Origin of the sequence: Shewanella insulae (assembly GCF_009831655.1) — a bacterium.
Lineage (GTDB): Bacteria > Pseudomonadota > Gammaproteobacteria > Enterobacterales > Shewanellaceae > Shewanella > Shewanella insulae.
In genome coordinates this window covers 23,393-46,207 of sequence record NZ_WRPA01000011.1, presented here as the reverse complement: position 1 = coordinate 46,207, position 22,815 = coordinate 23,393, and the positions used below count along the sequence as shown (strand labels likewise).

The 22,815-nt window shown below is 55.9% G+C and carries 22 protein-coding genes; 16 read left to right on the top strand and 6 right to left on the bottom strand.

Annotated features, from left to right (window positions below; all coding sequences use genetic code 11):
- The first annotated feature begins 50 nt into the window (after positions 1–50).
- From gspC to GNT65_RS12735, 12 genes are all read left to right on the top strand, one after another.
- The gene (gspC, locus tag GNT65_RS12790) at positions 51–968 is read left to right on the top strand and encodes a type II secretion system protein GspC (protein ID WP_041508812.1); all 918 of its coding nucleotides are present in this window, start codon (positions 51–53) and stop codon (positions 966–968) included.
- Between the two features lie 22 nt (positions 969–990).
- Entirely contained in the window at positions 991–3,105 is a 2,115-nt protein-coding gene (gspD, locus tag GNT65_RS12785; protein ID WP_160796791.1) for a type II secretion system secretin GspD, read from the top strand.
- Positions 3,098–4,669 carry a type II secretion system ATPase GspE gene (gspE, locus tag GNT65_RS12780; RefSeq protein ID WP_160796790.1) on the top strand — a complete coding sequence of 524 codons (1,572 nt, stop codon included), beginning with the start codon at positions 3,098–3,100 and terminating at the stop codon, positions 4,667–4,669. The genes gspD and gspE overlap by 8 nt, the downstream gene beginning before the upstream one ends.
- 2 nt (positions 4,670–4,671) lie before the next feature.
- Positions 4,672–5,892: a type II secretion system inner membrane protein GspF gene (gene gspF / locus GNT65_RS12775; protein ID WP_160796789.1), complete on the top strand. Its 1,221-nt coding sequence runs from the start codon at positions 4,672–4,674 to the stop codon at positions 5,890–5,892.
- A gap of 71 nt (positions 5,893–5,963) precedes the next feature.
- Positions 5,964–6,398, top strand: coding sequence for a type II secretion system major pseudopilin GspG (gspG, locus tag GNT65_RS12770; protein WP_160796788.1), 435 nt, complete (start codon positions 5,964–5,966; stop codon positions 6,396–6,398).
- A gap of 19 nt (positions 6,399–6,417) precedes the next feature.
- The gene (gene gspH, locus GNT65_RS12765; RefSeq protein ID WP_160796787.1) at positions 6,418–6,996 is read left to right on the top strand and encodes a type II secretion system minor pseudopilin GspH; all 579 of its coding nucleotides are present in this window, start codon (positions 6,418–6,420) and stop codon (positions 6,994–6,996) included.
- On the top strand, positions 6,989–7,393 hold the full coding sequence (gene gspI / locus GNT65_RS12760) for a type II secretion system minor pseudopilin GspI (protein ID WP_160796786.1): 405 nt from the start codon (positions 6,989–6,991) through the stop codon (positions 7,391–7,393). Before gspH ends, gspI begins: the two co-directional genes overlap by 8 nt.
- Positions 7,374–8,126 (top strand): type II secretion system minor pseudopilin GspJ, encoded by a 753-nt coding sequence (gene gspJ, locus GNT65_RS12755; RefSeq protein ID WP_160796785.1) that lies wholly within the window; start codon positions 7,374–7,376, stop codon positions 8,124–8,126. The genes gspI and gspJ overlap by 20 nt, the downstream gene beginning before the upstream one ends.
- Positions 8,119–9,117, top strand: a complete 999-nt coding sequence (gene gspK / locus GNT65_RS12750) for a type II secretion system minor pseudopilin GspK (RefSeq protein WP_160796784.1) — start codon at positions 8,119–8,121, stop codon at positions 9,115–9,117. Before gspJ ends, gspK begins: the two co-directional genes overlap by 8 nt.
- Positions 9,118–9,201: 84 nt before the next feature.
- The gene (gene gspL / locus GNT65_RS12745) at positions 9,202–10,392 is read left to right on the top strand and encodes a type II secretion system protein GspL (protein ID WP_160796782.1); all 1,191 of its coding nucleotides are present in this window, start codon (positions 9,202–9,204) and stop codon (positions 10,390–10,392) included.
- Between the two features lies 1 nt (position 10,393).
- Positions 10,394–10,870 (top strand): type II secretion system protein M, encoded by a 477-nt coding sequence (locus GNT65_RS12740; RefSeq protein WP_160796780.1) that lies wholly within the window; start codon positions 10,394–10,396, stop codon positions 10,868–10,870.
- A gap of 20 nt (positions 10,871–10,890) precedes the next feature.
- A complete protein-coding gene (locus GNT65_RS12735) occupies positions 10,891–11,652 on the top strand; it encodes a type II secretion system protein N (RefSeq protein WP_160796778.1) in 762 nt (253 codons plus the stop codon).
- A gap of 241 nt (positions 11,653–11,893) precedes the next feature.
- Here the strand turns inward: GNT65_RS12735 and GNT65_RS12730 are convergent, their stop codons facing one another.
- Positions 11,894–12,184 (bottom strand): DUF1145 domain-containing protein, encoded by a 291-nt coding sequence (locus tag GNT65_RS12730; RefSeq protein WP_160796776.1) that lies wholly within the window; start codon positions 12,182–12,184, stop codon positions 11,894–11,896.
- Positions 12,184–12,771, bottom strand: coding sequence for a 16S rRNA (guanine(966)-N(2))-methyltransferase RsmD (gene rsmD, locus GNT65_RS12725; RefSeq protein ID WP_160796774.1), 588 nt, complete (start codon positions 12,769–12,771; stop codon positions 12,184–12,186). Before rsmD ends, GNT65_RS12730 begins: the two co-directional genes overlap by 1 nt.
- A gap of 247 nt (positions 12,772–13,018) precedes the next feature.
- Between rsmD and ftsY the strand changes: the two genes are divergently transcribed.
- The 4 genes from ftsY to rpoH all read left to right on the top strand — a co-directional run bounded on the left by ftsY (position 13,019) and on the right by rpoH (position 17,637).
- The gene (gene ftsY / locus GNT65_RS12720; RefSeq protein WP_160796772.1) at positions 13,019–14,704 is read left to right on the top strand and encodes a signal recognition particle-docking protein FtsY; all 1,686 of its coding nucleotides are present in this window, start codon (positions 13,019–13,021) and stop codon (positions 14,702–14,704) included.
- A 112-nt stretch (positions 14,705–14,816) separates the two neighbouring features.
- Positions 14,817–15,518: a cell division ATP-binding protein FtsE gene (gene ftsE, locus GNT65_RS12715; protein ID WP_160796770.1), complete on the top strand. Its 702-nt coding sequence runs from the start codon at positions 14,817–14,819 to the stop codon at positions 15,516–15,518.
- Positions 15,519–15,532: 14 nt separating this feature from the next.
- Positions 15,533–16,498 carry a permease-like cell division protein FtsX gene (ftsX, locus tag GNT65_RS12710; RefSeq protein ID WP_160796768.1) on the top strand — a complete coding sequence of 322 codons (966 nt, stop codon included), beginning with the start codon at positions 15,533–15,535 and terminating at the stop codon, positions 16,496–16,498.
- 281 nt (positions 16,499–16,779) lie between these two features.
- On the top strand, positions 16,780–17,637 hold the full coding sequence (gene rpoH / locus GNT65_RS12705) for an RNA polymerase sigma factor RpoH (protein ID WP_160796766.1): 858 nt from the start codon (positions 16,780–16,782) through the stop codon (positions 17,635–17,637).
- Between the two features lie 58 nt (positions 17,638–17,695).
- Here the strand turns inward: rpoH and menE are convergent, their stop codons facing one another.
- The 4 genes from menE to menD form a co-directional block, all read right to left on the bottom strand.
- Positions 17,696–19,129 (bottom strand): o-succinylbenzoate--CoA ligase, encoded by a 1,434-nt coding sequence (gene menE, locus GNT65_RS12700; RefSeq protein ID WP_160797008.1) that lies wholly within the window; start codon positions 19,127–19,129, stop codon positions 17,696–17,698.
- A 65-nt stretch (positions 19,130–19,194) separates the two neighbouring features.
- Positions 19,195–20,253 carry an o-succinylbenzoate synthase gene (menC, locus tag GNT65_RS12695; RefSeq protein ID WP_160796764.1) on the bottom strand — a complete coding sequence of 353 codons (1,059 nt, stop codon included), beginning with the start codon at positions 20,251–20,253 and terminating at the stop codon, positions 19,195–19,197.
- Positions 20,250–21,047, bottom strand: coding sequence for a 2-succinyl-6-hydroxy-2,4-cyclohexadiene-1-carboxylate synthase (menH, locus tag GNT65_RS12690; protein WP_160796762.1), 798 nt, complete (start codon positions 21,045–21,047; stop codon positions 20,250–20,252). Before menH ends, menC begins: the two co-directional genes overlap by 4 nt.
- Positions 21,047–22,750 carry a 2-succinyl-5-enolpyruvyl-6-hydroxy-3-cyclohexene-1-carboxylic-acid synthase gene (gene menD / locus GNT65_RS12685; RefSeq protein ID WP_160796760.1) on the bottom strand — a complete coding sequence of 568 codons (1,704 nt, stop codon included), beginning with the start codon at positions 22,748–22,750 and terminating at the stop codon, positions 21,047–21,049. Before menD ends, menH begins: the two co-directional genes overlap by 1 nt.
- Between the last annotated feature and the right edge of the window lie 65 nt (positions 22,751–22,815).

The following is a 22,815-nucleotide window of genomic DNA, read 5'->3' as shown; positions in this document are numbered from 1 at the left end:
GGAAATTATCATAATCAGATTAGAGGCCTGCATAGAGGGTCCACAATAATATGGATTTATTAGACAAAGTAATATCTAAGGCCGCTGCCGTGCCGCAGAAGCCTCTGAGTTCGGCCGTATTCTGGCTCGGTTTGATTATCGCTATCTATCTTTTGGCGCAAATCACATGGAAGTTGGTGCCCGTCGCTGAAACCCCACAAAAATGGCAGGCGACCCCTGTCTCCAGCAGTCAGTCATCGTCCCAGGTGAATGTCTCTACGCTGCAAGCATTAGCCCTCTTCGGTAAGGCCGACCCCAACTCGGATAAGCCTAAGCCTGTGGTGGAGGAGAAGATCACCGATGCACCTAAGACCTCGCTGTCGATTCAGTTGACCGGCGTGGTGGCCTCGACTGCCGAGCAGAATGGGCTAGCGGTGATCGAGTCCCGTGGTAGCCAGAACACCTATAGCCTGGGCGACAAGATCCAGGGCACCTCAGCCTCGCTTAAAGAGGTGTACGCCGATCGCATTATCATCTCTAACACTGGTCGTTACGAGACGCTGATGCTTGATGGCCTCAAGTATGAGGCTCAGGGCGAAGCCAATAACTTGTTGCAAGAGGCACGTTCCTCTCGCGATGTCCGCACCATAGATAAGCGCAACAACAGCGCCGTTTCTAAAGAACTGGAAGAGTCGCGCGACGCCCTGCTGGAAGATCCCAGCAAGATCACCGATTACCTGGCGATTTCACCGGTTAACGCCGGCGGCGAGCTGCAGGGGTATCGCTTAAACCCAGGCAAGGACAGACAATTATTTGAACAGGCTGGCTTTAAGGCCAACGATTTAGCAAAATCAATGAACGGCTATGATCTGACTGATATGAGTCAAGCATTGGAAGTGATGGCGCAGTTGCCAGAATTGACCGAAATTTCTCTGATGGTCGAAAGAGAGGGTCAGCTGGTTGAGATCATGTTTAGTTTGCCGCAATAAAAAGGGTTAGAGGAAGTCATTAATGAACAACAAGAAAATACGCCGCAACCTTATCGCGAGCGTCGTGATGGGCGCCTCGCTGTTAGCGCCACAAGTGGCGTGGTCGGAACAATACGCGGCTAATTTCAAGGGCACTGACATTCAGGAGTTTATCAACATAGTTGGTAAGAACCTGAACCGGACTATCATCGTCGACCCTACCGTGCGCGGCAAGATCAACGTGCGCAGTTACGATCTACTCAACGATGAGCAGTATTATCAATTCTTCCTGAACGTGTTGCAGGTCTATGGCTACGCCGTGGTCGAGATGGACAACAACATCATCAAGGTGATCAAGGATAAGGACGCTAAGACTTCGGCGATCCGCGTCGCCGACGACAACACCCCTGGCCTTGGCGATGAGATGGTGACCCGCATCGTAGCCCTCTACAACACAGAGGCGAAACAGCTCGCGCCCCTGCTGCGTCAGCTCAACGACAATGCCGGTGGCGGCAACGTGGTTAACTACGATCCGTCAAACGTCTTGATGATCTCCGGTCGTGCGGCCGTGGTAAACAAGCTGGTCGAGATCGTTCGCCGCGTCGACAAGCAGGGTGATACCGAGGTGCAGGTTGTGGCGCTGGAATACGCCTCTGCCGGTGAGATGGTGCGCATTATTGATACCCTGTATCGTGCCAGTTCCAATCAATCACAGCTGCCGGGTCAGGCGCCTAAGGTGGTGGCCGACGAGCGTACCAATGCTGTGGTCGTCAGCGGTGACGAGAAGAGTCGTCAGCGTGTGGTGGCCCTGATCAAAAAACTGGATGCCGAACAGGCGACCACAGGTAATACCAAGGTGCGTTACCTGCGTTACGCCAAGGCCGAAGACTTAGTGGAAGTGCTGACCGGCTTTGCCGAGAAGCTGGCCAAAGATCAGGATGGCGGTCAGGCCCAGGGCGGTCGCAGCAAGCGCCGCAACGAAATTAACATCATGGCTCACCCAGACACCAACGCCCTGGTGCTTAGCGCCGAGCCAGATCAGATGCGCACTATTGAGAGCGTCATCAATCAGCTGGATATTCGCCGCGCGCAAGTATTGGTGGAAGCCATTATCGTCGAGGTCGCCGAGGGTGACGATGTCGGTTTTGGTGTGCAATGGGCCACAGAGGCCGGTGGCGGTACTCAGTTTAATAACCTAGGCCCCACTATCGGCGAGATCGGTGCCGGTATCTGGGCGGCGCAAGAAGAAGATGGAACTAAGGTCTGTACTGAGAATGGTACTTGTACCGAGAACCCTAAGAAGAAGGGTGATATCACCCTGCTGGCGCAGGCGCTGGGCAAGGTGAATGGTATGGCATGGGGCGTGGCCATGGGTGACTTCGGCGCCCTGATCCAGGCGGTGTCGAGCGATACCAAGTCGAACGTCCTGGCGACGCCTTCTATCACCACCCTGGACAATCAGGAAGCCTCCTTCATCGTGGGTGATGAGGTACCTGTACTGACGGGCAGCCAGAATTCTAGTAACGGTAACAGTAACCCCTTCCAGACGGTCGAGCGTAAGGAAGTGGGTGTGAAGCTGAAAGTTGTGCCACAGATCAACGAAGGCACCACGGTTAAGCTCACCATCGAACAGGAAGTCTCTGGCATTAACGGTAAGACAGGGGTCGATGTAACCTTCGCGACCCGCCGCCTGACGACGACTGTGATGGCCGATTCGGGTCAGATTGTGGTGCTGGGTGGTCTGATTAACGAAGAGGTGCAGGAGAGTGTGCAGAAGGTGCCTTTCCTGGGCGATATCCCTATCCTAGGTCACCTGTTTAAGTCCTCTTCTAGCGGTAAGAAGAAGAAAAACCTCATGGTCTTCATCAAGCCAACCATTATACGCGATGGCGTGACCATGGAAGGCATTGCCGGTCGTAAATACAACTACTTCCGAGCCCTGCAGCTAGAGCAGCAGGAGCGTGGTGTGAACCTGATGCCAAATACAAATGTCCCAGTGTTGGAAGAGTGGAACCAGGAAGAATACCTACCACCGGAAGTTAATGAGGTGCTTCAGCGTTACAAGGATCGCAAGGGGTTGGATACCAAGATGCGTGAGACAGATCCTGCGCTGAAACAGATCAACGAAAACAAGCAGCAAGATAAGCAAGATGAGTGATATCCAAGCCACGCAAAACGAGGATCTGGCCCAGGTAACGAGTGAGCTCGGGCTAGCCTCAGAGGCCGAATCCGATGAGGTATTTCACTCAAGCAGCCGGGATCGTCTGCCCTTTGCCTTCGCCCACAGATTCGAGTTGGTGCTGGGCAAGGATGACGAAGCCAGGCTGACGCTATATCACACAGCCAACACGCCGATAGAGGCGATGCTGGAGGTGCGTCGTTACACGGGGCAAGAGTTGGCACTGGCTCAGTTGGAGTCGACCGTGTTCGAGACCAAGTTGACAGAGGTCTATCAGGCCAATTCTTCCGAGGCGCAGCAGCTGATGGAAGATATAGGTAACGAGATGGATCTGTTTACCCTGGCCGAGGAGCTGCCACAGACAGAAGACCTGCTGGAGGGCGACGACGATGCGCCTATCATCAAGCTGATCAATGCGCTCCTGTCTGAGGCGATCAAAGAGGAAGCCTCGGATATCCATATCGAGACCTATGAGAAACAGCTGGTGGTGCGTTTCCGCGTCGACGGCGTGCTCAAAGAGGTGCTCAAGCCAAACCGCAAGCTCTCCTCGCTATTGGTTTCGCGTATCAAGGTGATGGCGCGTCTGGATATTGCCGAGAAGCGGGTGCCCCAAGACGGTCGTATCTCGCTGCGTATCGCAGGTCGTGCGGTCGACGTGCGTGTCTCGACCATGCCTTCCAGCCACGGCGAACGCGTGGTGTTGCGTCTGCTGGATAAGAATGCCGGTAACCTGGACCTTAAACAGCTAGGGATGACAGATACCATACGCGAGCAGTTCGATGAGCTGATCCGCAAGCCCCACGGCATCATCTTGGTCACGGGCCCAACAGGCTCGGGTAAGAGTACTACCCTGTATGCGGGCCTGACCGAGATCAACTCTATCGACACCAACATACTGACCGTCGAAGATCCTATCGAGTATGAGCTGGCGGGCATAGGTCAGACCCAGGTCAATACCAAGGTCGACATGACCTTCGCCCGTGGCCTGAGGGCGATTCTGCGTCAAGACCCGGATGTAGTGATGATAGGTGAGATCCGTGACCTGGAAACCGCGCAGATTGCGGTGCAGGCGTCGCTCACGGGGCACCTGGTGATCTCCACCCTGCATACCAATACCGCCTCTGGCGCCATCACGCGTCTGCAGGATATGGGGGTCGAGCCCTTCCTGGTCTCCTCGAGTCTCCTCGGGGTGCTGGCGCAGCGCCTGATCCGTACCCTGTGTCCCGAATGTAAGTCGGAGCACACGCCCGATCTGCGTGAACGGGAGCTGCTGGGGATCGGCGAAGACGATCCCCGCACCATCTACCGCGCCACCGGCTGCCCGGCCTGTGGTAATAACGGCTATCGTGGCCGTACCGGTATCCATGAACTGCTATTGGTGGACGACAACGTACGCGAGTTGATCCATACAGGACGCGGCGAGCTGGCCATCGAGAAGTATATTCGTCAGACGGTACCTAGCATTCGCCATGACGGCATGATCAAAGTCCTCGACGGGGTGACTACGCTGGAAGAAGTGCTGCGCGTCACTCGCGAGGAGTAGCCATGCCAGCATTTGAGTACAAGGCGTTAAACGCCCAGGGCAAACAGCAGAAAGGGGTTGTCGAGGCCGACACGGCTCGCCATGCCAGGGGGCAACTGCGCGAGCAGCGTCTGATGCCTCTGGAGATCACTCCAGTGGTCGAGAAGGAAGCCAAGGCGAAGAGCGGCGGCTTCAGCCTCAAGCGTGGCATCTCAGTCGCCGAGCTGGCCCTGATCACCCGCCAGATCGCTACCCTGGTGGCGGCCGGCTTGCCGGTGGAGGAGGCCCTCAAGGCCGTGGGGCAGCAGTGTGAAAAAGATCGCCTCGCCAGCATGGTGATGGCGGTACGCTCTCGCGTGGTCGAGGGCTACAGCCTGGCCGATTCCATGGCCGAATTTCCCCATATCTTCGACGATCTCTATCGCGCCATGGTTGCCTCGGGTGAGAAGTCTGGTCATCTCGAGGTGGTGCTCAACCGCCTGGCCGACTATACCGAGCGTAGACAGCAGCTCAAGGGCAAGATGACCCAGGCGATGATCTATCCCATCGTATTGACCGTGGTCGCCATCAGCGTGATCGCCATCTTGCTGGCGGCCGTGGTGCCTCAGGTGGTGGGACAGTTTGAACATATGGGCCAGGAACTGCCCTGGACTACAGAGTTTTTGATCGCCTCATCGGACTTTGTCCGCGATTATGGTCTGATCGTCATGGGCGTCATTATTGCCCTGGTGATCGGTGCCAAACAGCTACTGCGCAGCGCCGCCAATCGGATGAAGTTCGATACCGCGATATTAGGTATGCCGGTCGTTGGGCGAGTGAGTAAGGGCTTGAATACGGCGCGATTTGCGCGCACCCTGAGTATTCTTACCGCCAGTTCGGTTCCCCTGCTCGATGCCATGCGTATCGCCAGCGAGGTCTTGATGAATGTCAGGGTGCGGGCGGCTGTGGAGGAGGCCACCGCCAGGGTACGTGAAGGTACTAGCCTAGGCGCGGCGCTCGCCAATACTAAACTTTTTCCCCCTATGATGCTCTATATGATCACCTCGGGTGAAAAGAGCGGTCAGCTGGAGCAGATGCTTGAGCGCGCCGCCGACAACCAAGACAGAGAATTTGAGTCTAACGTCAACATCGCCCTAGGGGTTTTCGAGCCTATGCTGGTGGTCAGCATGGCGGCCGTGGTCCTGTTTATCGTCCTGGCGATTCTGCAGCCGATCTTAGAACTCAACAACATGATTAGTGGTTAACGCCCAAGCGTTGACTACCAACAGCCGTCCTAGCCGTAGATGTTAGGGCATTTTTTATAGAGGAAGTATTAATGCAAGCAAGAAACAAGCAAAAAGGTTTTACCCTACTGGAAGTCATGGTGGTTATCGTTATCTTAGGGATCCTTGCTTCTATGGTTGTGCCTAACCTTATGGGCAACAAAGATAAAGCCGATATTCAGAAGGCGGTATCTGACATTGTTGCACTGGAAAATGCCTTAGATATGTATCGTCTGGACAACAGCATCTACCCGACGACCGAGCAGGGTCTGGAAGCCCTGGTGCAGAAGCCGACCATCTCACCCGAGCCGCGCAACTACCGCGCAGACGGCTATGTGAAGCGTCTGCCACAGGATCCATGGCGCAACGATTACCTGCTATTGAGCCCTGGCGAGCAAGGTAAGATCGACATCTTCAGTGCCGGTCCTGACGGCCAGCCGGGTACCGAAGACGATATCGGTAGCTGGAATCTGCAAGAATTCCAATAAGCCATAGTCGAGTCTGTTTATGCGAGGCGTCCGCCAATTCGGTTTTACCCTGCTAGAGGTCCTGCTGGTCGTCTTGCTGATGGGATTGGCTGCCGCCGCGGTGACCTATACCACTAGCGGTGCCGATCAGCACAAGGCGCTAGAGCGCACGGCGCGCCAGTTTATCGCGGCCACCGAGCTGGTGTTGGATGAGACCATACTCAGCGGTCACTTCATCGGCATCGTCATCGATGATAGGCACTATGAATTTGTCTTCTACGATGAGGGCAAATGGAAGCCGCTGCAGCAGGATCGTTTGCTGGCGGCTAAAGAGATGGAACCTGGGGTCGAGATGGATTTAGTGCTCGATGGTCTCCCCCTGACCCAGGAAGATGAAGAGGATGAGTCCTGGTTCGATGAGCCGCTTATCGAACGCAGCGAAGATGAGAAGAAAAAGTTTCCCGAGCCGCAGGTACTATTGTTTCCCAGCGGTGAAATGAGCGCCTTCGAGCTCACCTTTATCGGCAAGGATGAGGCAGGTCAGGAGATCCAAGTCCTGGTAGTGGGCGATGCCTTAGGCCGTCTGACTCTGGGCAGAGAGGATGGATTCGATGATTAAGCCTAGGCTAGGCCTGAGCATCAAGGCTAGGCGCCGAAGCGCCGGCATGACGCTACTCGAGGTGATCGTGGCCCTCATGGTATTTGCCATCGCTGCCGTCTCTATCACCAAGAGTCTGGGTGAGCAGATGGCTAACATGCCCATCCTAGAGGAGCGCACTCTGGCCCAGTGGGTGGCCAGCAATCAGATGGTTGATGCCCGCCTGGAGAAGAAATTCCCGGATCTGGGTCGTAAAGACGGCAGCGTCGAGCTGGCGGGAAAAGAGTGGTATTGGCGCAAAGAGGTGGTGAAGACCACAGATGATAATTTTCGCATGATCCGCATCAGCGTCAGTGACGATGAACGCTTCAGTCGCGTCATCGCCCAGGTGGGTAGCTATGTCCTTAAAGAAGAATAAGACTACTCGCGGTTTTACCCTGTTGGAGATGCTGATCGCCATCGCCATCTTTGCCATGTTGGGCCTGGCGGCCAATGCCGTGCTTAGCACTGTGATGAAAAACGATGAAGTCACCGCCGAGTTTGCCCAGCGGCTCAAGTCGTTGCAGCAGGGCTTCGGTGCTCTGGAGCGGGATTTTGGCCAGATGGTGGCCCGCACGCCTCGTCTGTTGGAAGGCGGGCGTGGTTCGACCGTGATTCAGACCGGTAAAGATATGTTCGACTCCGAGTCGGAGGCCATCGTCTTCTATCGTATCGGCTGGTTGAACCCTGATGGGCTCTTGCCCCGGGGCAGCCTACAATCTGTGGCCTATGTGGTGCAGGAAAATAACCTGGAACGTTGGTATTTTCCCTATCCCGAGCCGGAGTTTGGCGCCGAGCCGATTAAGACAGTAGTCATTAAAAATGTCCTCTCGGTGGAGTATTCCTTCTTTGTCGAGGACAAGTGGGAACGTAAGTTTGATGCCACCAGTCTGCCAAAGGCGATAGCCATGGCAGTCGAGGTAGAAGGCCTGGGTACGGTGCAACGTAAGTTTCTATTACCTTTAGGAGCTATGCTGACTAAAGACAATCAAAACAACTCGGGCAACAATAACGGTAATAACAGCGGCAACAATAACGGCAACAACTCCGGTGGTAACAATGGCGGGGGGAAAGGTGGCGGCTCCGGTGGCAAGGAAGATGAAAATGGGTAGCTTGCCTGGAAAGCAGCGGGGCGTGGCGCTGATCGTCGTTCTATTGATCGTGGCCATGATCGCCATCATTGCCACCAATATTAACAGCCGCAACCAGATCTCGGTGCGCCGCACCATTAACCTGGCGCAGTATGACCAGGCCTATTGGTATGCGATATCGGCCGAAGAGCTGGCCAAGAAGGTGTTGAAGCAAGACTTAGACGATGCCGACGAAGGCAAGGTGCATCGCCAGCAATATTGGGCCCAGGCCGATGTGGTGTTTCCTGCCGAGCAGGGAGAGATAGGCGGTCGTATTAGCGATCTGCAGGCCTGTTTTAACCTCAACGCCCTGGCGATTGAGACTACAGAGGTGGAAAATGGCCAGCCTAAGTTACCGCTTGCGGCGGTACAGTTTAAGGGGCTGCTGGTGGCGCTGGGGATGGATGATTTCTCCGCCGAGCGTCTGACCCATACGCTGAAAGATTATATCGATGAGGACACGGTCGCCAGCCCCTTCGGTGCCGAAGATGCAGACTATGAGTCGCGCACCGTGCCTTACCGGGCGGCGAATACCCTGATGAGTCATCGCAGCGAGCTAAGGGCGGTCATTGGCTTTAGCCAGGAGGTCTACCTCAAGTTGGCCCCCTACATCTGCATCATCCCCGGCTATGATCGCCAGGTGTTGAACGTCAACACCATTGAGGTGGAGCAGGCGGCGCTGCTGGCAGGGATGTTTGATAATAAGATCAGCGTAGGTGAGGCCGAGAGCATCATCAATCAACGCCCGGGTGATGGTTATGACAGCCTGGAAGACTTCTGGTCTAATGGTTCCATCTCTGGGTTGCGCCAGCAAAAGAACCTGGAATCGAGCTTTAGCCTCAAGAGTAAGTATTTTCTATTAGAGGCGGGCGCTAAGGTTGATAGCGCCACCTTTAGGATGCAAAGTGTATTACGTGTGGGCGGTAACAACCAGCTGGACGTCTTGACCCGTCAATATGGCGGCCAAAAATAATCACTTAGGTGGGCCATGCTCGTCTAGGCTAATAAAAGGACAAGCTCATCGAGAGCAACTTAATGAGACTTGTGGAGAAAGACATTGAGTGAAAGATTATTTATCCGATTAGGAAGAAGCGCGGAGCAGAGCTGCTCTTGGCTGGTATGGTCGGAGCAAGAGCAGGAGATCATCGCCTCGGGAGAGCTGAGCGACGCCCAGGGGCTGTCGACCCTGACCGAGCGCGCCGGTAACCGTCCGGTAGATATCCTGGTGCCGACTTCTGCCATCACCCTCACGTCGGTGCAGCTCCCCGAGAAGGGGCAGCGTCAGGCGCTCAAGGCCCTACCTTTCATGATGGAAGAGAGTCTGGCCGAGAATGTCGATGAACTGCATTTTGTCCCTGGCCCTCGTAATGGTGAGTCTCTGAGCGTTGCAGTGGTCGCCCACGAGCAGATGCAGACCTGGCTCTCCTGGTTGAGCGACGCCGGTATCAAGGCGCGTCAATTGGTGCCTGACTGTCTGGCCCTGCCGCTGCAGGAGTGCCAGTGGGCGGCGATGAAGTTCGGCCCGGATTACCTGCTGCGTACCAGCAGGGGGAGTGGTGTGAGCCTAGATGCCAGCTGGTTTCAGGCTGCTCTGCCAAAGCTTGCCGAGGGAGAGGAAGAGACGCCTATTACCCTGGCGAGCTACAGCGATCTGGATATTAAAGGCGTCGAGGTGAAGCCGCAGCCGCTGGATCTGCCCATGTTGGTGTTAGCCAAGGGGATCCTCAATGCGCCATTAAATTTGCTCAGCGGCATCTATACCCCTAAGCGTGAATACAGTAAGCACCTGATGCTGTGGCGCAATACCGCCATCGTCATCCTGGTGGCCTTAGTGCTGGCCTTGGTAAACAAGGGACTCAACATTCATCAGATGAATGTCGAGCGCGAAGGCTTGAAGCAGCAGACGGGTGAGATCTTTAGGCAGGTGATGGGCAGTTCGCGCATGGTGAACGTACGCTCACAGATGGAGAGTCAGCTGCGCAGCTTGCAGGGTGCGGGCGGCGGCATGGCTTTCTTCACCATGCTCGACGATCTTGCCGTTGGCTTCGACAAGGTGCCGCAGCTTAAGCCGACCAGCCTGCGTTTCGACAGTGGCCGAAACGAGCTACGCATGCAGATCACCGCCAAGAGCTATGCCCAGATTGAGCAGTTCAAGGAGCTGATCTTGCCTCACTTCCAGGTAAACTTGGGGGCAATGAACAGCGGCGAGGATGAAGTGACCAGTACCTTAACCCTGAGGAGCAAGTAAGATGGACAACATTAAGACGTGGTGGAATGGCTTAGTGTTGCGCGAGCAGCAGCTCGTGGCGGCTTGCGCAATAGTGTTGGTGCTTGGCATCTTCTACTGGGGGATCTGGACACCGATAAGCCAGGCCGAGGAGGATGCCCGGCGCAACCTTACGGCTCAAGAGAGCACGCTCAACTATGTGAAGCAGACGGCCAACAAGATAGTTGGCCTCAAGCAAAGCGGCGGTAAGAAGGGCTTCTCCGGCAGTCTCAGCGCCGTGGTGACCCAGAGCGCTAAAAGCTATGGCCTGGAGATCACCCGTATGCAGCCCCAGGGCAACAAGATCCAGGTGTGGATGGATGAGGTGCCCTTCGATTCGCTCTTGGATTACCTGAGCGATTTGGTGCAACAGAAGGGGCTCTCCCTGGAGAATGTCGATCTGGCCGATGGTGAGACCGAAGGCTTCGTCAAGGTGCGTCGCATCCAGTTCTCGCAGTAACAAAGTAGTAAGGGTTTTTTGTGAGTCTAGTGAAAAAAGTTGTTATCGGCGTTCTCGTCTATCTGGTGTTTCTGATCGCCCTGTTTCCGGCGAGTCTTGCGGTTAAGCTGGCGCCCCTGCCAAAGCAGGTGAGTGCCTCTGGGATCTCAGGCACCATCTGGTCCGGTGAGATTGATACCTTAATGCTGCAGAAGCGTCGCCTAGAGCAGGTGAGTTGGCAATTGAGCCCTTGGGGTATTCTGACCGGCAAGGCCAACATCGACTTCCTGGTGGGCAGCCGCGCTACGGCCGTCAACGGTAAGGGGTTCGTGAGCCTCTCTATGTCTGGCATCGACGCTAGCGGCGTGCGTTTCGACGCGCCAAGTGAATTCCTGGTGGGTAACACGCGTCTGCCATTTCGCACTCAGATTGGTGGTAACTTCAGCCTGATGCTGCAAAATCTGGAGCAGGGCGAGCCTTGGTGCCAGCAGCTCACGGGGAAACTCTTTGCTCAGCAGCTGCAGGTGAATAATCAGTTCGGCAAGTATCCACTGGGTGATGTCGCCGTGGCGCTTAGCTGTGTCGATGGCAACATCAAGGTGCAGACAGATGACAGCATGAATGCCCTCGGGCTTAGTGGTCATGCCCTGTTTAAGGCTGATAAGCTGGTGCAGGTGACCGCCAAGATCAAGGAGACCGAGGCCCAACCTGAGGATCTTAAAAAGGCATTAAGCTTCTTGGGTAAGCGTGACAGCCAGGGCTATTACCCGATCAATTATCAGGGACGAGTCCCCGGCCTCTAGTGGTTGAGATTAATATCAATCACGGTAAGTATGTGATCAGAAGTAGCGTAGGAAAAATGGTCGAGAACAAGGCATGATTTTTCGATAAGTATTTATTCTACAATCAAAAATAGTAACGCCGTTATCGGACGTTTTAACAAGCTCGTATGTTCAGTTATTTACTACGATTGGTATAAGATACAAAAAAGCCCCTCTATGGGGCTTTTTTGATGGCTGCTTCTCTTTAACAAAAGACCTGCATTTAGGCCTGGTTGTCGGTCATGCCCTGCTGCATCACCCGTTGGCGATATTCAAGCAGGCTAAAGACGCCAAAGAGCATGACACTCAGGTAATCGCCATAACCTAAGGTCATCAGCGGCTTAAACAGGGTGCGGAAGATTAGCGTCTGCAGGCCGTGCATCACCAGGGTGATCCCAAGCAGTAGCGTCAGCAGCATGCCTATGTTGCCTTCTGCCGGTGCAAACAGGTTGTAGAGCATCACGGTCCAGGCAAACAGGGTGATCCCCTTGCCGATGAGAATGACCATTTTCATTATTCTGCCTCCGGGCGTTCTACTCGATAAAGACGATAGGTCACCTGACCTGCCTGTTTCTCTTTGAGGGGGAGCCAGCCGGTAGGCAAGTTCAGGAGCGGATGTTCGCGCTCTGTCTCAACATAGACGAGGGCATCCTCATTCAGCCAAGCCTGGGCATTTAGGCCGTCGATACAGGCCTGAGCTAATCCCTTGCGAAACGGTGGATCGATGAAGACCACATCGAATCCTTCGGCGGGTGGGGTCTTGAGCTGCACTAAGGTGTCGCCCTGTACCACCTCGGCGCAGTCGCATTTTAGCGTGGCGAGGTTCTGCTTGAGCTGTTTGGCCGCGCCTGCCTGTAGTTCAAATACCTTGGCGTATTTGGCGTACCGAGACAGCGCCTCGAAGCAGAGGGCGCCACTGCCGCCGAAGCAGTCCAGCACGCGGGCGCCGGGCAGATCCCCCGCGATCCAGTTAAACAGGGTTTCTCTGACTCTGTCTGTGGTGGGCCTTAGCCCCTCGAGATCTTGTATCGGGAGTTTTCTGGAGCGCCATTGTCCGGCGATGATCCTTACCTGTCCGCTCGCGGGTCGATTTCTTGCCATTTTCTACCTGTATTTTGTGGATTCATTTAGCGGAATTTGGCCTGACCAGATTAAGTGTTAGACTGTTGCGCTAAATTGAGGTCGCTATTTTAACGTAAAGCATAAGAAAAAGGTGTAAAGCCTGGGGCATTAGCGAAAAAATGCCGTGTTTTTCTGCGTCATTAGCCTAGCTATCTGGTTATAATAACGGGCGCAAAACGACTTTATAGCGAATTTTGAATCAGTTAGTTGAGTACTGGTATTACACATGGCAAAAAAAGGTTTTTTTTCTTGGTTCCGCAAAGATAAATCTAAGCAGGAAGCGGCGGCACCAGAAGTAGAAGTTTCGACCCAGGCTGAAGCCGAACAGGCCCAAATTGAGGCCGAGCAGGCAGAGCAGGAACGCCTAGCCGAGGAGCAGGCCAGCGTCGAGGCTGAGAATGCCCGTCTGGCTGCCGAAAAGGCAGAGCAGGAACGTCTTGCCGAGGAGCAGGCCCGTTTCGAGGCGGAGAATGCCCGTCTGGCCGCCGAAAAGGCAGAGCAGGAACGTCTAGCCGAGGAGCAGGTCCGTGTCGAGGCAGAGAATGCCCGTCTGGCTGCCGAAAAGGCAGAGCAGGAACGTCTTGCCGAGGAGCAGGCCCGTGTCGAGGCAGAGAATGCCCGTCTGGCTGCCGAACAGGCAGAGCAGGAACGCCTAGCCGAGGAGCAGGCCCGTATCGAGGCAGAGAATGCCCGTCTGGCCGCCGAAAAGGCAGAGCAGGAACGCCTAGCCGAGGAGCAGGCCCGTATCGAGACGGAGAATGCCCGCCTGGCCGCCGAAAAGGCAGAGCAGGAGCGCCTAGCCGAGGAGCAGGCCCGTATCGAGGCGGAGAATGCCCGTCTGGCTGCCGAAAAGGCAGAGCAGGAACGTCTAGCCGAGGAGCTGGCTCGTGTCGAGGCGGAGAATGCCCGCCAGGCCGCCGAACAGGCAGAGCAGGAGGAACAGGTTGAACAACAGCCCGAGCCTCAGCAGAAGCCGACCAAAGAGGGCTTCTTTGCCCGTCTTAAACGTGGACTGAAGCGCACCAGCGAGAATATTGGTAGTGGTTTCATCGGTCTGTTCAAGGGCAAGAAGATCGATGATGAACTGTTCGAAGAGCTGGAGGAGCAGCTGCTGATCGCCGATGTGGGGGTGGAAACCACCAGTCGCCTGATCGACAGCCTGACCGAACAGGCGAGCCGTAAGCAGCTTAAAGATGGCGAGGCCCTCTACGAGTTGATGCGCGAGGAGATGCAGAAGACCCTGGAGCCGGTCAGTATTCCATTGGTGCCGGAAAACAGCGATGGACCTTTCGTTATCCTCATGGTCGGTGTCAACGGCGTGGGTAAGACCACCACTATCGGTAAGCTGGCCAAGCAGTATCAACAACAGGGCAAGTCGGTGATGTTGGCGGCGGGTGACACCTTCCGCGCGGCGGCCGTCGAGCAGCTACAGGTTTGGGGTCAACGCAATGATATTCCTGTGATCGCCCAGCATACGGGAGCAGATAGCGCCTCGGTACTCTTCGACGCATTGCAGGCGGCACGTGCCCGTAAGATAGACATTTTGATCGCCGACACGGCGGGACGTCTACAGAACAAGGCCCACCTGATGGATGAGCTGAAGAAAGTAGTTCGTGTGATGAAGAAGCAAGATGAGACTGCTCCCCACGAGGTGATGTTGACCCTGGATGCGAGTACGGGTCAGAATGCTATCAGTCAGGCGCAGCTGTTCAAGGATGCGGTTGGCGTTACGGGTATCACCATGAGTAAGCTGGATGGCACCGCTAAGGGTGGTGTGATCTTCGCCATCGCCGATAAATTTGGCATACCAATTAGACACATAGGTGTCGGTGAGCAGATCGATGATCTAAGACCTTTCGATGCGAAAGACTTTATCGACGCCCTGTTCAGCCATGAGGATGAGGCCAAGTAGCAAACGGCTAGGTGTAAAGCCAGGGCCAGTCGAATTCGGCTGGCCCATCAAGACACTATTGCAACAATCTAATGTCTACAATCTGATTTAAACAACCTAAGATTGGGTACTTATGATTCGATTTGAGCAGGTTAGCAAGGTTTATCCCGGTGGCCAGAAGGCCCTTACCGACGTGAGTTTTCATCTGAAACGCGGTGAGATGGCATTTTTAACTGGCCACTCAGGGGCGGGCAAGAGTACCCTGCTTAAGTTGATCACAGTGATCGAGAGGGCCAATGCCGGCCGTGTCGCCATCAATGGCCATGACATCGCTAATATCCGCCCCAAGGATGTCCCCTTCCTACGCCGGGATATCGGCATGATCTTCCAAAACCATCACCTGCTGATGGATCGCAGCGTCTTCGACAATATTGCCCTGCCTCTGGTGATCGAGGGCTTCGCCCTGCACGAGATCAAGAAGCGGGTGCTGGCGGCCCTGGATATGGTAGGCCTGTATGGCAAGGAGCGTCACTATCCCATCATGTTATCCGGTGGTGAGCAGCAACGGGTGGGGATCGCCCGCGCCATAGTCAACAAGCCGCCTTTGCTACTGGCCGATGAGCCCACGGGTAACCTGGACCCTAAGTTGTCCATGGATATCCTGCGCCTGTTTGAGACCTTTAACGATGCCGGCACGACCGTGCTGATCGCCACCCATGATCTGGGCCTGATTGCCAGAATGCGTTATCGCACCCTGACCCTGAAACAGGGCCGTATCCTGGGTGGTGACGAGCTGGCGAGCACCCAACCTAAAGCCAGCGTCTTCGGCCAATAATTGAGGAGAGTAAGATGAGTCAGCAACCTCAATTGGTGCGCAGTAAGCTTCCTATCAGTGGTCGAATCGTGATGTTTTTTATCCGCCATATTCAACATGCCATGGGCAGCATGGGGGAGTTGTGGCGCAATCCCGTCTCCTCGCTGATGACCATGGCCGTGCTGGGCGTGAGTCTGAGCCTGCCGGCGGCACTGCAGGTGTTGGTGAAGAACGCCGAGACCATCACCCAGTCCTGGAACAGCGCCGCCGAGATCTCCCTGTTTATCGATGAGGGTCGCAGCGAGCGCAGCATACAGAGCCTCATCAGCCGTATAAGCGCCTACAGTGAGGTGAGCGCCGTCAGCTATATCGACCGCGACAAGGCCCTGGAGGAGTTTCAGCGCCTGTCGGGTTTCGGTGAGGCCCTGGCCTATCTGGACGAGAACCCGCTACCGGCGGTGATCACGGTAACCCCGAGTATGAAGTACGCCAGCCCTAATGGTGCTCGCGAGCTATTGAAGAAGCTGGAACTTGAGCCCGAGGTCAGCTTTGGTCGCCTGGATATCGAGTGGCTGGAGCGCCTACAGGCCGTGGTAAGGCTGCTGGAGCGCACCGTGATGGCTATCGCCGCCCTCCTGGTGTTGGCCGTGGTGTTGGTAATAGGCAATACCATACGTCTTGCCATCATGAATCGCCGCACCGAGATCGAGGTGATGAAGCTGGTGGGCGCCACGGAGGCCTTTATTCAGCGTCCCTTCCTCTATACCGGGATCTGGTTTGGGGTGATAGGCGGGGTACTGGCCTGGATGATCATCAACCTGCTGGTCTGGTATCTGGACGGCGCCCTGGCCAGCCTGCTCGGCCTCTATGGGAGTTCGTTGGAAATGCAGTCGCTGACTCTGGTTGAGCTGGGCGAGCTGATACTCTTGGCCTCCTTCCTAGGCTGGTTGGGTTCCTACTTGTCGGTGCGCCAACATCTGAGGGCGATAGAGCCTTCCTAGAGGGTATGTCGCTGGTTCAATTGCCGCAGAAACAGGCTGGCGTGGTCGACAGCCCCTAGCGATTTTATGAACTATTATTCACTTGCAATGTCTATAGAATCGGGTGAAATTAAACCCTGTTCAGCTTCGAGTGTTGACATAGACTGTCAGATAGTTAATAGTTCATCAGCTTGTCCCTGGGCGTAATCCCCTTTCTTTATACTCCCACGGAATGCCGTTTTCAGGCGGCGCTGAGCACCCAAAGCGTTAAATTTATGCAAGATAAGAAGTTAGGAGCGTTAATGACAAATCAAACGCAATCAATGGCACTAATGGTACCTCAAAGCAGCAGTAGCTTAGAGGCTTATATCCATTCTGCGCACAACATTCCTATGTTGGAGGCGAATGAGGAGTATGAGCTGGCGAAACGTCTGCAGGAGACCGGTGACATTCAGGCTGCGAAGCAGTTGATTATGTCTCATCTTCGTTTCGTTATTCATGTCGCCAAAGGTTACGCGGGTTATGGTCTGCCACAGGCTGATCTGATCCAGGAGGGTAACATTGGTCTGATGAAGGCGGTAAAACGCTTTGATCCCGATGTGGGTGTGCGTCTTGTCTCGTTTGCCGTGCATTGGATTAAAGCCGAGATCCACGAATACGTGTTGAAAAACTGGCGTATCGTTAAGGTCGCGACCACCAAGGCGCAGCGTAAGCTGTTCTTCAACCTGCGTAAGGCCAAGAAACGTCTCGGTTGGTTTAGCGATGAAGAGGTGACCATGGTTGCCGAGAACCTGGGTGTCTCTAAGAACGATGTGACCGAGATGGAATCACGCATGGCGGCCCAGGATCCAGCCTTCGATCTTGCCAGCGACAACGATGATGATCAGGACTATGCACCCGTGCATTATCTCGAGGATCATTCGTCTGATATCGCCTCACAGGTTGAAAACGACAACTTCGAAGCCGATAACCAAACCCGTCTTCTGGCGGCCATCAAGACCCTTGATGAGCGTAGCCAGCATATTCTACAGGCGCGTTGGTTGGATGAAGAGAAGACCACGCTGCAAGAGCTGGCGGCCACCTATCAAGTTTCTGCCGAGCGTATCAGGCAGCTTGAGAAGAACGCCATGAACAAGCTCAAGGGCCGCATGGAAATGTAACTTCAGCGATGTGAATGCCCCGATCTTGAGTGGCAAAGCATTAAAGAAAAACCTGCTATCAAGCAGGTTTTTTTATGGCTAATCCATGGCGCTCGGCCACCGCCTGTATTACGAGCTTGCGGGGCAACTTGAGCCCCGTCTGCTCAACCTGGGGCCAGGGGTAATAGTGCCGTGGGCGTTTAAAGCGGGCGATATGCTGGCAAAGAAATGCTTCGAGCTTCTCAGGCGAAGGAGATCCCCCCTTTATGATGGCTGCCGGCAGCAGGCCGAACTCCTGGTCGGGAATGCCGAACACCAGCGCCTCCTCTATGCCGGGATAGCTTCTAAGCACAGCCTCTATCTCCTCGGGTTGAATATTCTCGCCGCCGCAGATAAACATGTTGTCTGTGCGCCCCAGGACGAGCAGCTCGCCCTCGGGAGTGAATCGACCGCGATCTTGGGTACATAACCAGCCATCCTTATCCAGAGGTATATTGATCTCATGGGGCGACTTATCGCCCAGATAGCCGAGAAACAAGGTCTCGCCGCGTACATAGATCACCTCATCGACAATTTTCAGCTCGCGTCCGGGCAGGGGCGCGCCGCAACTGCCCAGGGCATTGGCCCTGGCCGTGGTGATCTGTGAGCTCATCTCTGTCATTCCATAGCTGGTAAAGGCGGGAATGCCCAGCGGCGTCAGGCGTTCGATCAGTCGCTCATCTATGGCGCCGCCGCCCAGCAGCAGCGCCTTGAGGCCCTTGAGGATCTCGGGGGCGTCGTTAAGCAATCTCACTAGTTGGGTGGCCACCAGGGAGAGGTGGGTTAGGGGCATTGCCTCCAGCTGCCTTGCCAACGACAGACCGGACGCTGGCAGGGTCAGGGCCGCCCCGGCCAAGGCGCAGCGATTGACTATGGCCAAGCCGCCGATATGAAACAGCGGCAGGGAGAGCAGCCAGTTGTCCCCTAGAGCAAGGGGGATCTTCTGGGTCGAGCCCTGGGCGCTGGCGATATGATTATTGAGGCAGTGTACGGCGGCCTTGGGCATGCCGCTGCTGCCCGAAGTGAGTATGATGTTGCAGGGCCGCGTAGTGTCTATCTGGGGTGGTGAGGCCTGTTCACTTGTCTCGCTCTTGGTTGCTGACTCAGAGGCAAAGCTATTTGCGTCTAATGTGAGCGTCAGGCCGGGCTCCGGCAGCAAGTCTTGATAGGTCTCGCCAGCCCAGAAATGATTGAAACCGTAGCGCTCGGCAATTGTGGCGATCTGTGCCTTGGGGAATCTTGGGTTTAACGGGCAGAAGATGGCGCCGAGATCGATACAGGCCCAGTAGAGGATCACCAGCGCCAGAGAGTTTTGATCGATGCAGGCCAGCTTGTCGCCCGGTCTTAACCCCAGGCTATGTAGCTGACCCGCGCACTGTCGCACCCTTTGTGCGAGCTGGGCATAGTCGAGGGGGTGATAGCCGCTATCATGCCAGTGATGCAGGGCGATCTGTCCAGGCACCTTCGCCGCCATCAGGTGTAGCGGCGAGACGCTTATGCTTTCTTGGTCAATGTCTAGGCCATTTTCGTGGTTGGGTTTCAAACCGCCTCCCCCGTGACCTGTTTCAGGCAGATCAGGTTTTCCAGTGTCAGGCAGCGATTCTTACCGGTAGAAATGAGCAGATCGGCGCTGAAGGCGCTTAGGGTGTCCAGTCCTGGCACCTCGTCAGGGGTCAGGGCCTCGCTGAGATCTCTCAGTGCATTGATGCCTAGGCTGGCTTCCAGGCTGGCGCTGAGGATGACCCGCACGCCAGCCTCATGGGCCTCCTGAGCCAATGCCTGAAGATCCGCCAGCGAGCCTAAGATCATCGGCTTGATGATAAGGGCGCTGAGCCCCGACGCCATGGTAAATTGGTAGCCAGGGTTATTCAGGGTCTCATCCAAGGCAAACCCCACCCCCAAGGCCTGGTACAGGGCCGCATTGTCGCCTGGGTCTTGGCAAGGCTCCTCGATATACTCGATCGCCTCTAACGGCAGACAGGCGAGGAAATCGATTGCCGCTTCCAGGGTGAAGCAGCGATTGGCGTCCAGCCTCAGCCTGAGGTCTGGGCGACGGGCCAGGATTCGGTGGATCATGGCGATCTCCTGCTCCATCGAGGTCTGCCCCACCTTGACCTTGACCGCATGAGTCGAACGCTCCAGGGCATCGATGCGGGCATCCAGTGCCTGAGGCGCCTCGTCTTGGGCCTGATAGATGAGGGGAATCGTTCGCGCGCCGCGTCTGGCGGCGGGCAGTCGCCCCGAGAGTCTGGCGTGAAGTAGCGACAGGCCAAATGCCAAGGAGGGAAGCTGCGTCTCTTGGGCGAGTCTTGCCAGCTCGTCGACCGGTTTGTCTATCAGCTCATCCAGCAGGGGCATGAGCTGGTCGATCACCTGACCAAGGGGCTCCTGGCTAAAGCCTCTGAGGGGTTGTTCGTCCACATCCTGGCCGCTCAGGGGGGCAATCTCCACCTCTGCGGTCACTGCTTCACCCTGCTCGGTTAGCGCACTGCCCCTGAGGACCAGCCCCTGACGGTTATCAATACGCTGTTTCCCCACCGGTAGCAGCTTGTCCAGGGGGATCTGATAGCGGTAGAGGCTTAGTTGACTGAGTATCATGCTTGTGTCCTGAGATGGGCGATGAGGGCATCGCAGAAGGCTTCTGGCTGCGCCAGATGCACGTTGTGACCGGCTCCCGGCACCTTGGTGACAGATATTCCCTGTTTCGCCTCCCAGGTGCTCGCCAGGGCGAGAAACTTATCGTCCTGTAGGCCGACATAGTAGTGCCAGGGGATAGCCAGCTCACTGGGCAGTAGCGCCAGATCCGTCTGCTGACCCAGAGAGGTTGGCAGGTAGATGCTGGACAGCGCCTCGGGGCGATTATGGGCTCGCGCCTGGATGAGCTTCTGTCTTTGTTGATCATCGAGGGAGGCAAATACTCCCTGTTGGTACCAGAGGGCGAGAAAATCAGTAATAGGCAGGGAGAGCAGCTTTTGCTGCCAGGTGCTGTCTTGCTTTAGCCTCAGTGCTCTTTCTTCGTCATCCCTAAGCCCAGGGTGACAAGATTCCAGATGCAGGCTGAGCAGGCGCTCGGGCGCCTGTTGTATTAGGTGCTTTGCCAGATGCAGGGCGATACGGCCACCGAGGGAATAACCCAGCAGATGAAAGTGGCTTATCTTTAGCTTGTCTAGGGTCGAGAGGATCTGTGTTACGACCCGCCGAAAACCGCTCGAGTGCGGATCGCCATCGAGCGCAGGGCTGTCGCCATGACCGGGTAGATCCAGGGCGATACAGAAAAAGTGACGACTTAGCCGAGGGAGGATGGCCTGCCAGTCATCCTTATCCCCCAGCAGCCCATGCAGCAGGACTAAGACAGGCTGCTGGCTGTCGCCATCACATCGGTAGGCCAGCATCAGCTTTGCTTGATCCAGGCGGCGATGCGGGCGATCTGTTCGCTGGCCTGATCCTGCGCCACACAGACCTCGATAACTGAGGCACCCGGGTAGGCGAGAGCGTCGTTGTAGGCTTCGTTGAAGCTCACGAGATCCTCGACGCGATTATAGGGCAGGCCGAACATGGCCGCACCATAGCCAAACTCCAGGCCGTGGGCCAGACGATAATAGTCGCTGCGTAGCTTCTCGTCGGGCACGGGCAGCAGGTTGAAGATGTTGCCACCGTCGTTGTTGAGTATGACGATCACTAATGTGCCCTGTTGTTTCGCCGCCAGTGCCAGGGAGTTGAGATCGTGCAGCTGTGACAGATCGCCGATGATCAGCGTGGTCGGGCTAGCCTTGTGGGCCGCTATCCCGCAGGCGGTGGCCAGCAGGCCGTCGATACCCGAGGCGCCGCGGTTGGTAAAGACATTAGGCGCGGCTGGTGTGATGGGGGCATACATGTCGTAGAGGCGCACCGGCAGGCTGTTACCGATAAACAGCTGCTGCTCGCCGCGCCCGGCGATGGTGCGCACCACCTGGGCCTCACCAAACTCGGCATCGTCTATCTGCTGTTGGAACAGGGTTGCCAGCTGCTCGTTGGCCCCAACCAGTTGTAGTGCCCAGTTGGCCTCGGAAGATCTCGGCCAGGGCAGTTGAGCAAAGGCGGCAAGCGGGCTTATCCACACCTGCTTGGCGCTATGGCTGGGATCGAGGCGGGTCTGACGTGGCAGCACCTGCCAGTAACGTTTCCATTTCTGCTCGGCCAGGTAGCTAATCAGACGTTTCGACAGCAGCCGTCCGCCGAATACCAGCACCGTGTCGGCTTCCTGCAGTAGGGCCTTGGCCTTAGGTTGCAGCAGGAGTTGATCTATGTTGCCTATGGCCGCGCCATGCTGTCTCAGCTGAGACTGGGCGTCGGTCAGTAGCGGCCAGCCGAGTTTCTGTGCCAGTTCGACTAACAACTCTGGCTGCTCCTCGGGAGCCAGGGTCCCCGCGATGATCACTCCCTTGCCGTGAACGAAGCGTGCCAGGGCGTCCGGCGTCGGTGCGCTGATAAGCTGGGTGTCGGCATACTGGTTATAGGGCAGGGCGCTATGTTGCCAGTTACCCAGTGGGCTCAGGTAATGGGTGAAATCGGCGCTTATGGAGCCGGGATAGAGCGGCTCACGGTACATGCAGTTGACGTGCACCGGCCGCTTGGCGTTGGCAACCGACTCATCCAGCAGGGTGAGCAGCGCCTGGGGCGGTATCGCCATATCCGGTGTCGGCAGATTGACCTGTTTGGCATAGTCGGCAAAGATGGCTGGTTGCACTATCGCCTGATTGGCACCGCAGCCCAGCAGTTCTGGCGGGCGATCGCCGGACAAGACGATTAGCGGTACCTGAGTCAGCCAAGCCTCGACTATGGCCGGATAGAGGTTGGCAACTGCCGTGCCTGAAGTGGTGATGATGGCGACTGGGGCGCGGCTGGCCTTGGCCAGTCCCAGGGCGAGAAAGCCCAGACCACGCTCATCGAAATGAAGATGTTGCTTGAGCTTGGTCTGTTTGGCTGCCGCCAAGGTAAGAGGGGTCGAGCGAGAACCGGGCGCCATGCAGACATGTTGCACTCCAAGGCGTGCCAGCTCCTCTAGAATAAGCGAGCCCCAAAGAAGGTTCAATTCGGCGGTTTTTTCAATCTGCATAATGGTTTAACCAATGAAAGAGTTAAACGATAGTCTATCGTTAAGCATATAGTAAAGGAAACCAC

Coding starts and splice junctions, on each gene's coding strand:
- gspC (WP_041508812.1), top strand. CDS start 51: ATGGATTTATTAGACAAAGTAATATCTAAGGCCGCTGCCGTGCCGCAG.
- gspD (WP_160796791.1), top strand. CDS start 991: ATGAACAACAAGAAAATACGCCGCAACCTTATCGCGAGCGTCGTGATG.
- gspE (WP_160796790.1), top strand. CDS start 3,098: ATGAGTGATATCCAAGCCACGCAAAACGAGGATCTGGCCCAGGTAACG.
- gspF (WP_160796789.1), top strand. CDS start 4,672: ATGCCAGCATTTGAGTACAAGGCGTTAAACGCCCAGGGCAAACAGCAG.
- gspG (WP_160796788.1), top strand. CDS start 5,964: ATGCAAGCAAGAAACAAGCAAAAAGGTTTTACCCTACTGGAAGTCATG.
- gspH (WP_160796787.1), top strand. CDS start 6,418: ATGCGAGGCGTCCGCCAATTCGGTTTTACCCTGCTAGAGGTCCTGCTG.
- gspI (WP_160796786.1), top strand. CDS start 6,989: ATGATTAAGCCTAGGCTAGGCCTGAGCATCAAGGCTAGGCGCCGAAGC.
- gspJ (WP_160796785.1), top strand. CDS start 7,374: ATGTCCTTAAAGAAGAATAAGACTACTCGCGGTTTTACCCTGTTGGAG.
- gspK (WP_160796784.1), top strand. CDS start 8,119: ATGGGTAGCTTGCCTGGAAAGCAGCGGGGCGTGGCGCTGATCGTCGTT.
- GNT65_RS12740 (WP_160796780.1), top strand. CDS start 10,394: ATGGACAACATTAAGACGTGGTGGAATGGCTTAGTGTTGCGCGAGCAG.
- GNT65_RS12730 (WP_160796776.1), bottom strand. CDS start 12,184: ATGAAAATGGTCATTCTCATCGGCAAGGGGATCACCCTGTTTGCCTGG.
- rsmD (WP_160796774.1), bottom strand. CDS start 12,771: ATGGCAAGAAATCGACCCGCGAGCGGACAGGTAAGGATCATCGCCGGA.
- ftsY (WP_160796772.1), top strand. CDS start 13,019: ATGGCAAAAAAAGGTTTTTTTTCTTGGTTCCGCAAAGATAAATCTAAG.
- ftsE (WP_160796770.1), top strand. CDS start 14,817: ATGATTCGATTTGAGCAGGTTAGCAAGGTTTATCCCGGTGGCCAGAAG.
- ftsX (WP_160796768.1), top strand. CDS start 15,533: ATGAGTCAGCAACCTCAATTGGTGCGCAGTAAGCTTCCTATCAGTGGT.
- rpoH (WP_160796766.1), top strand. CDS start 16,780: ATGACAAATCAAACGCAATCAATGGCACTAATGGTACCTCAAAGCAGC.
- menE (WP_160797008.1), bottom strand. CDS start 19,129: ATGGCGGCGAAGGTGCCTGGACAGATCGCCCTGCATCACTGGCATGAT.
- menC (WP_160796764.1), bottom strand. CDS start 20,253: ATGATACTCAGTCAACTAAGCCTCTACCGCTATCAGATCCCCCTGGAC.
- menH (WP_160796762.1), bottom strand. CDS start 21,047: ATGCTGGCCTACCGATGTGATGGCGACAGCCAGCAGCCTGTCTTAGTC.
- menD (WP_160796760.1), bottom strand. CDS start 22,750: ATGCAGATTGAAAAAACCGCCGAATTGAACCTTCTTTGGGGCTCGCTT.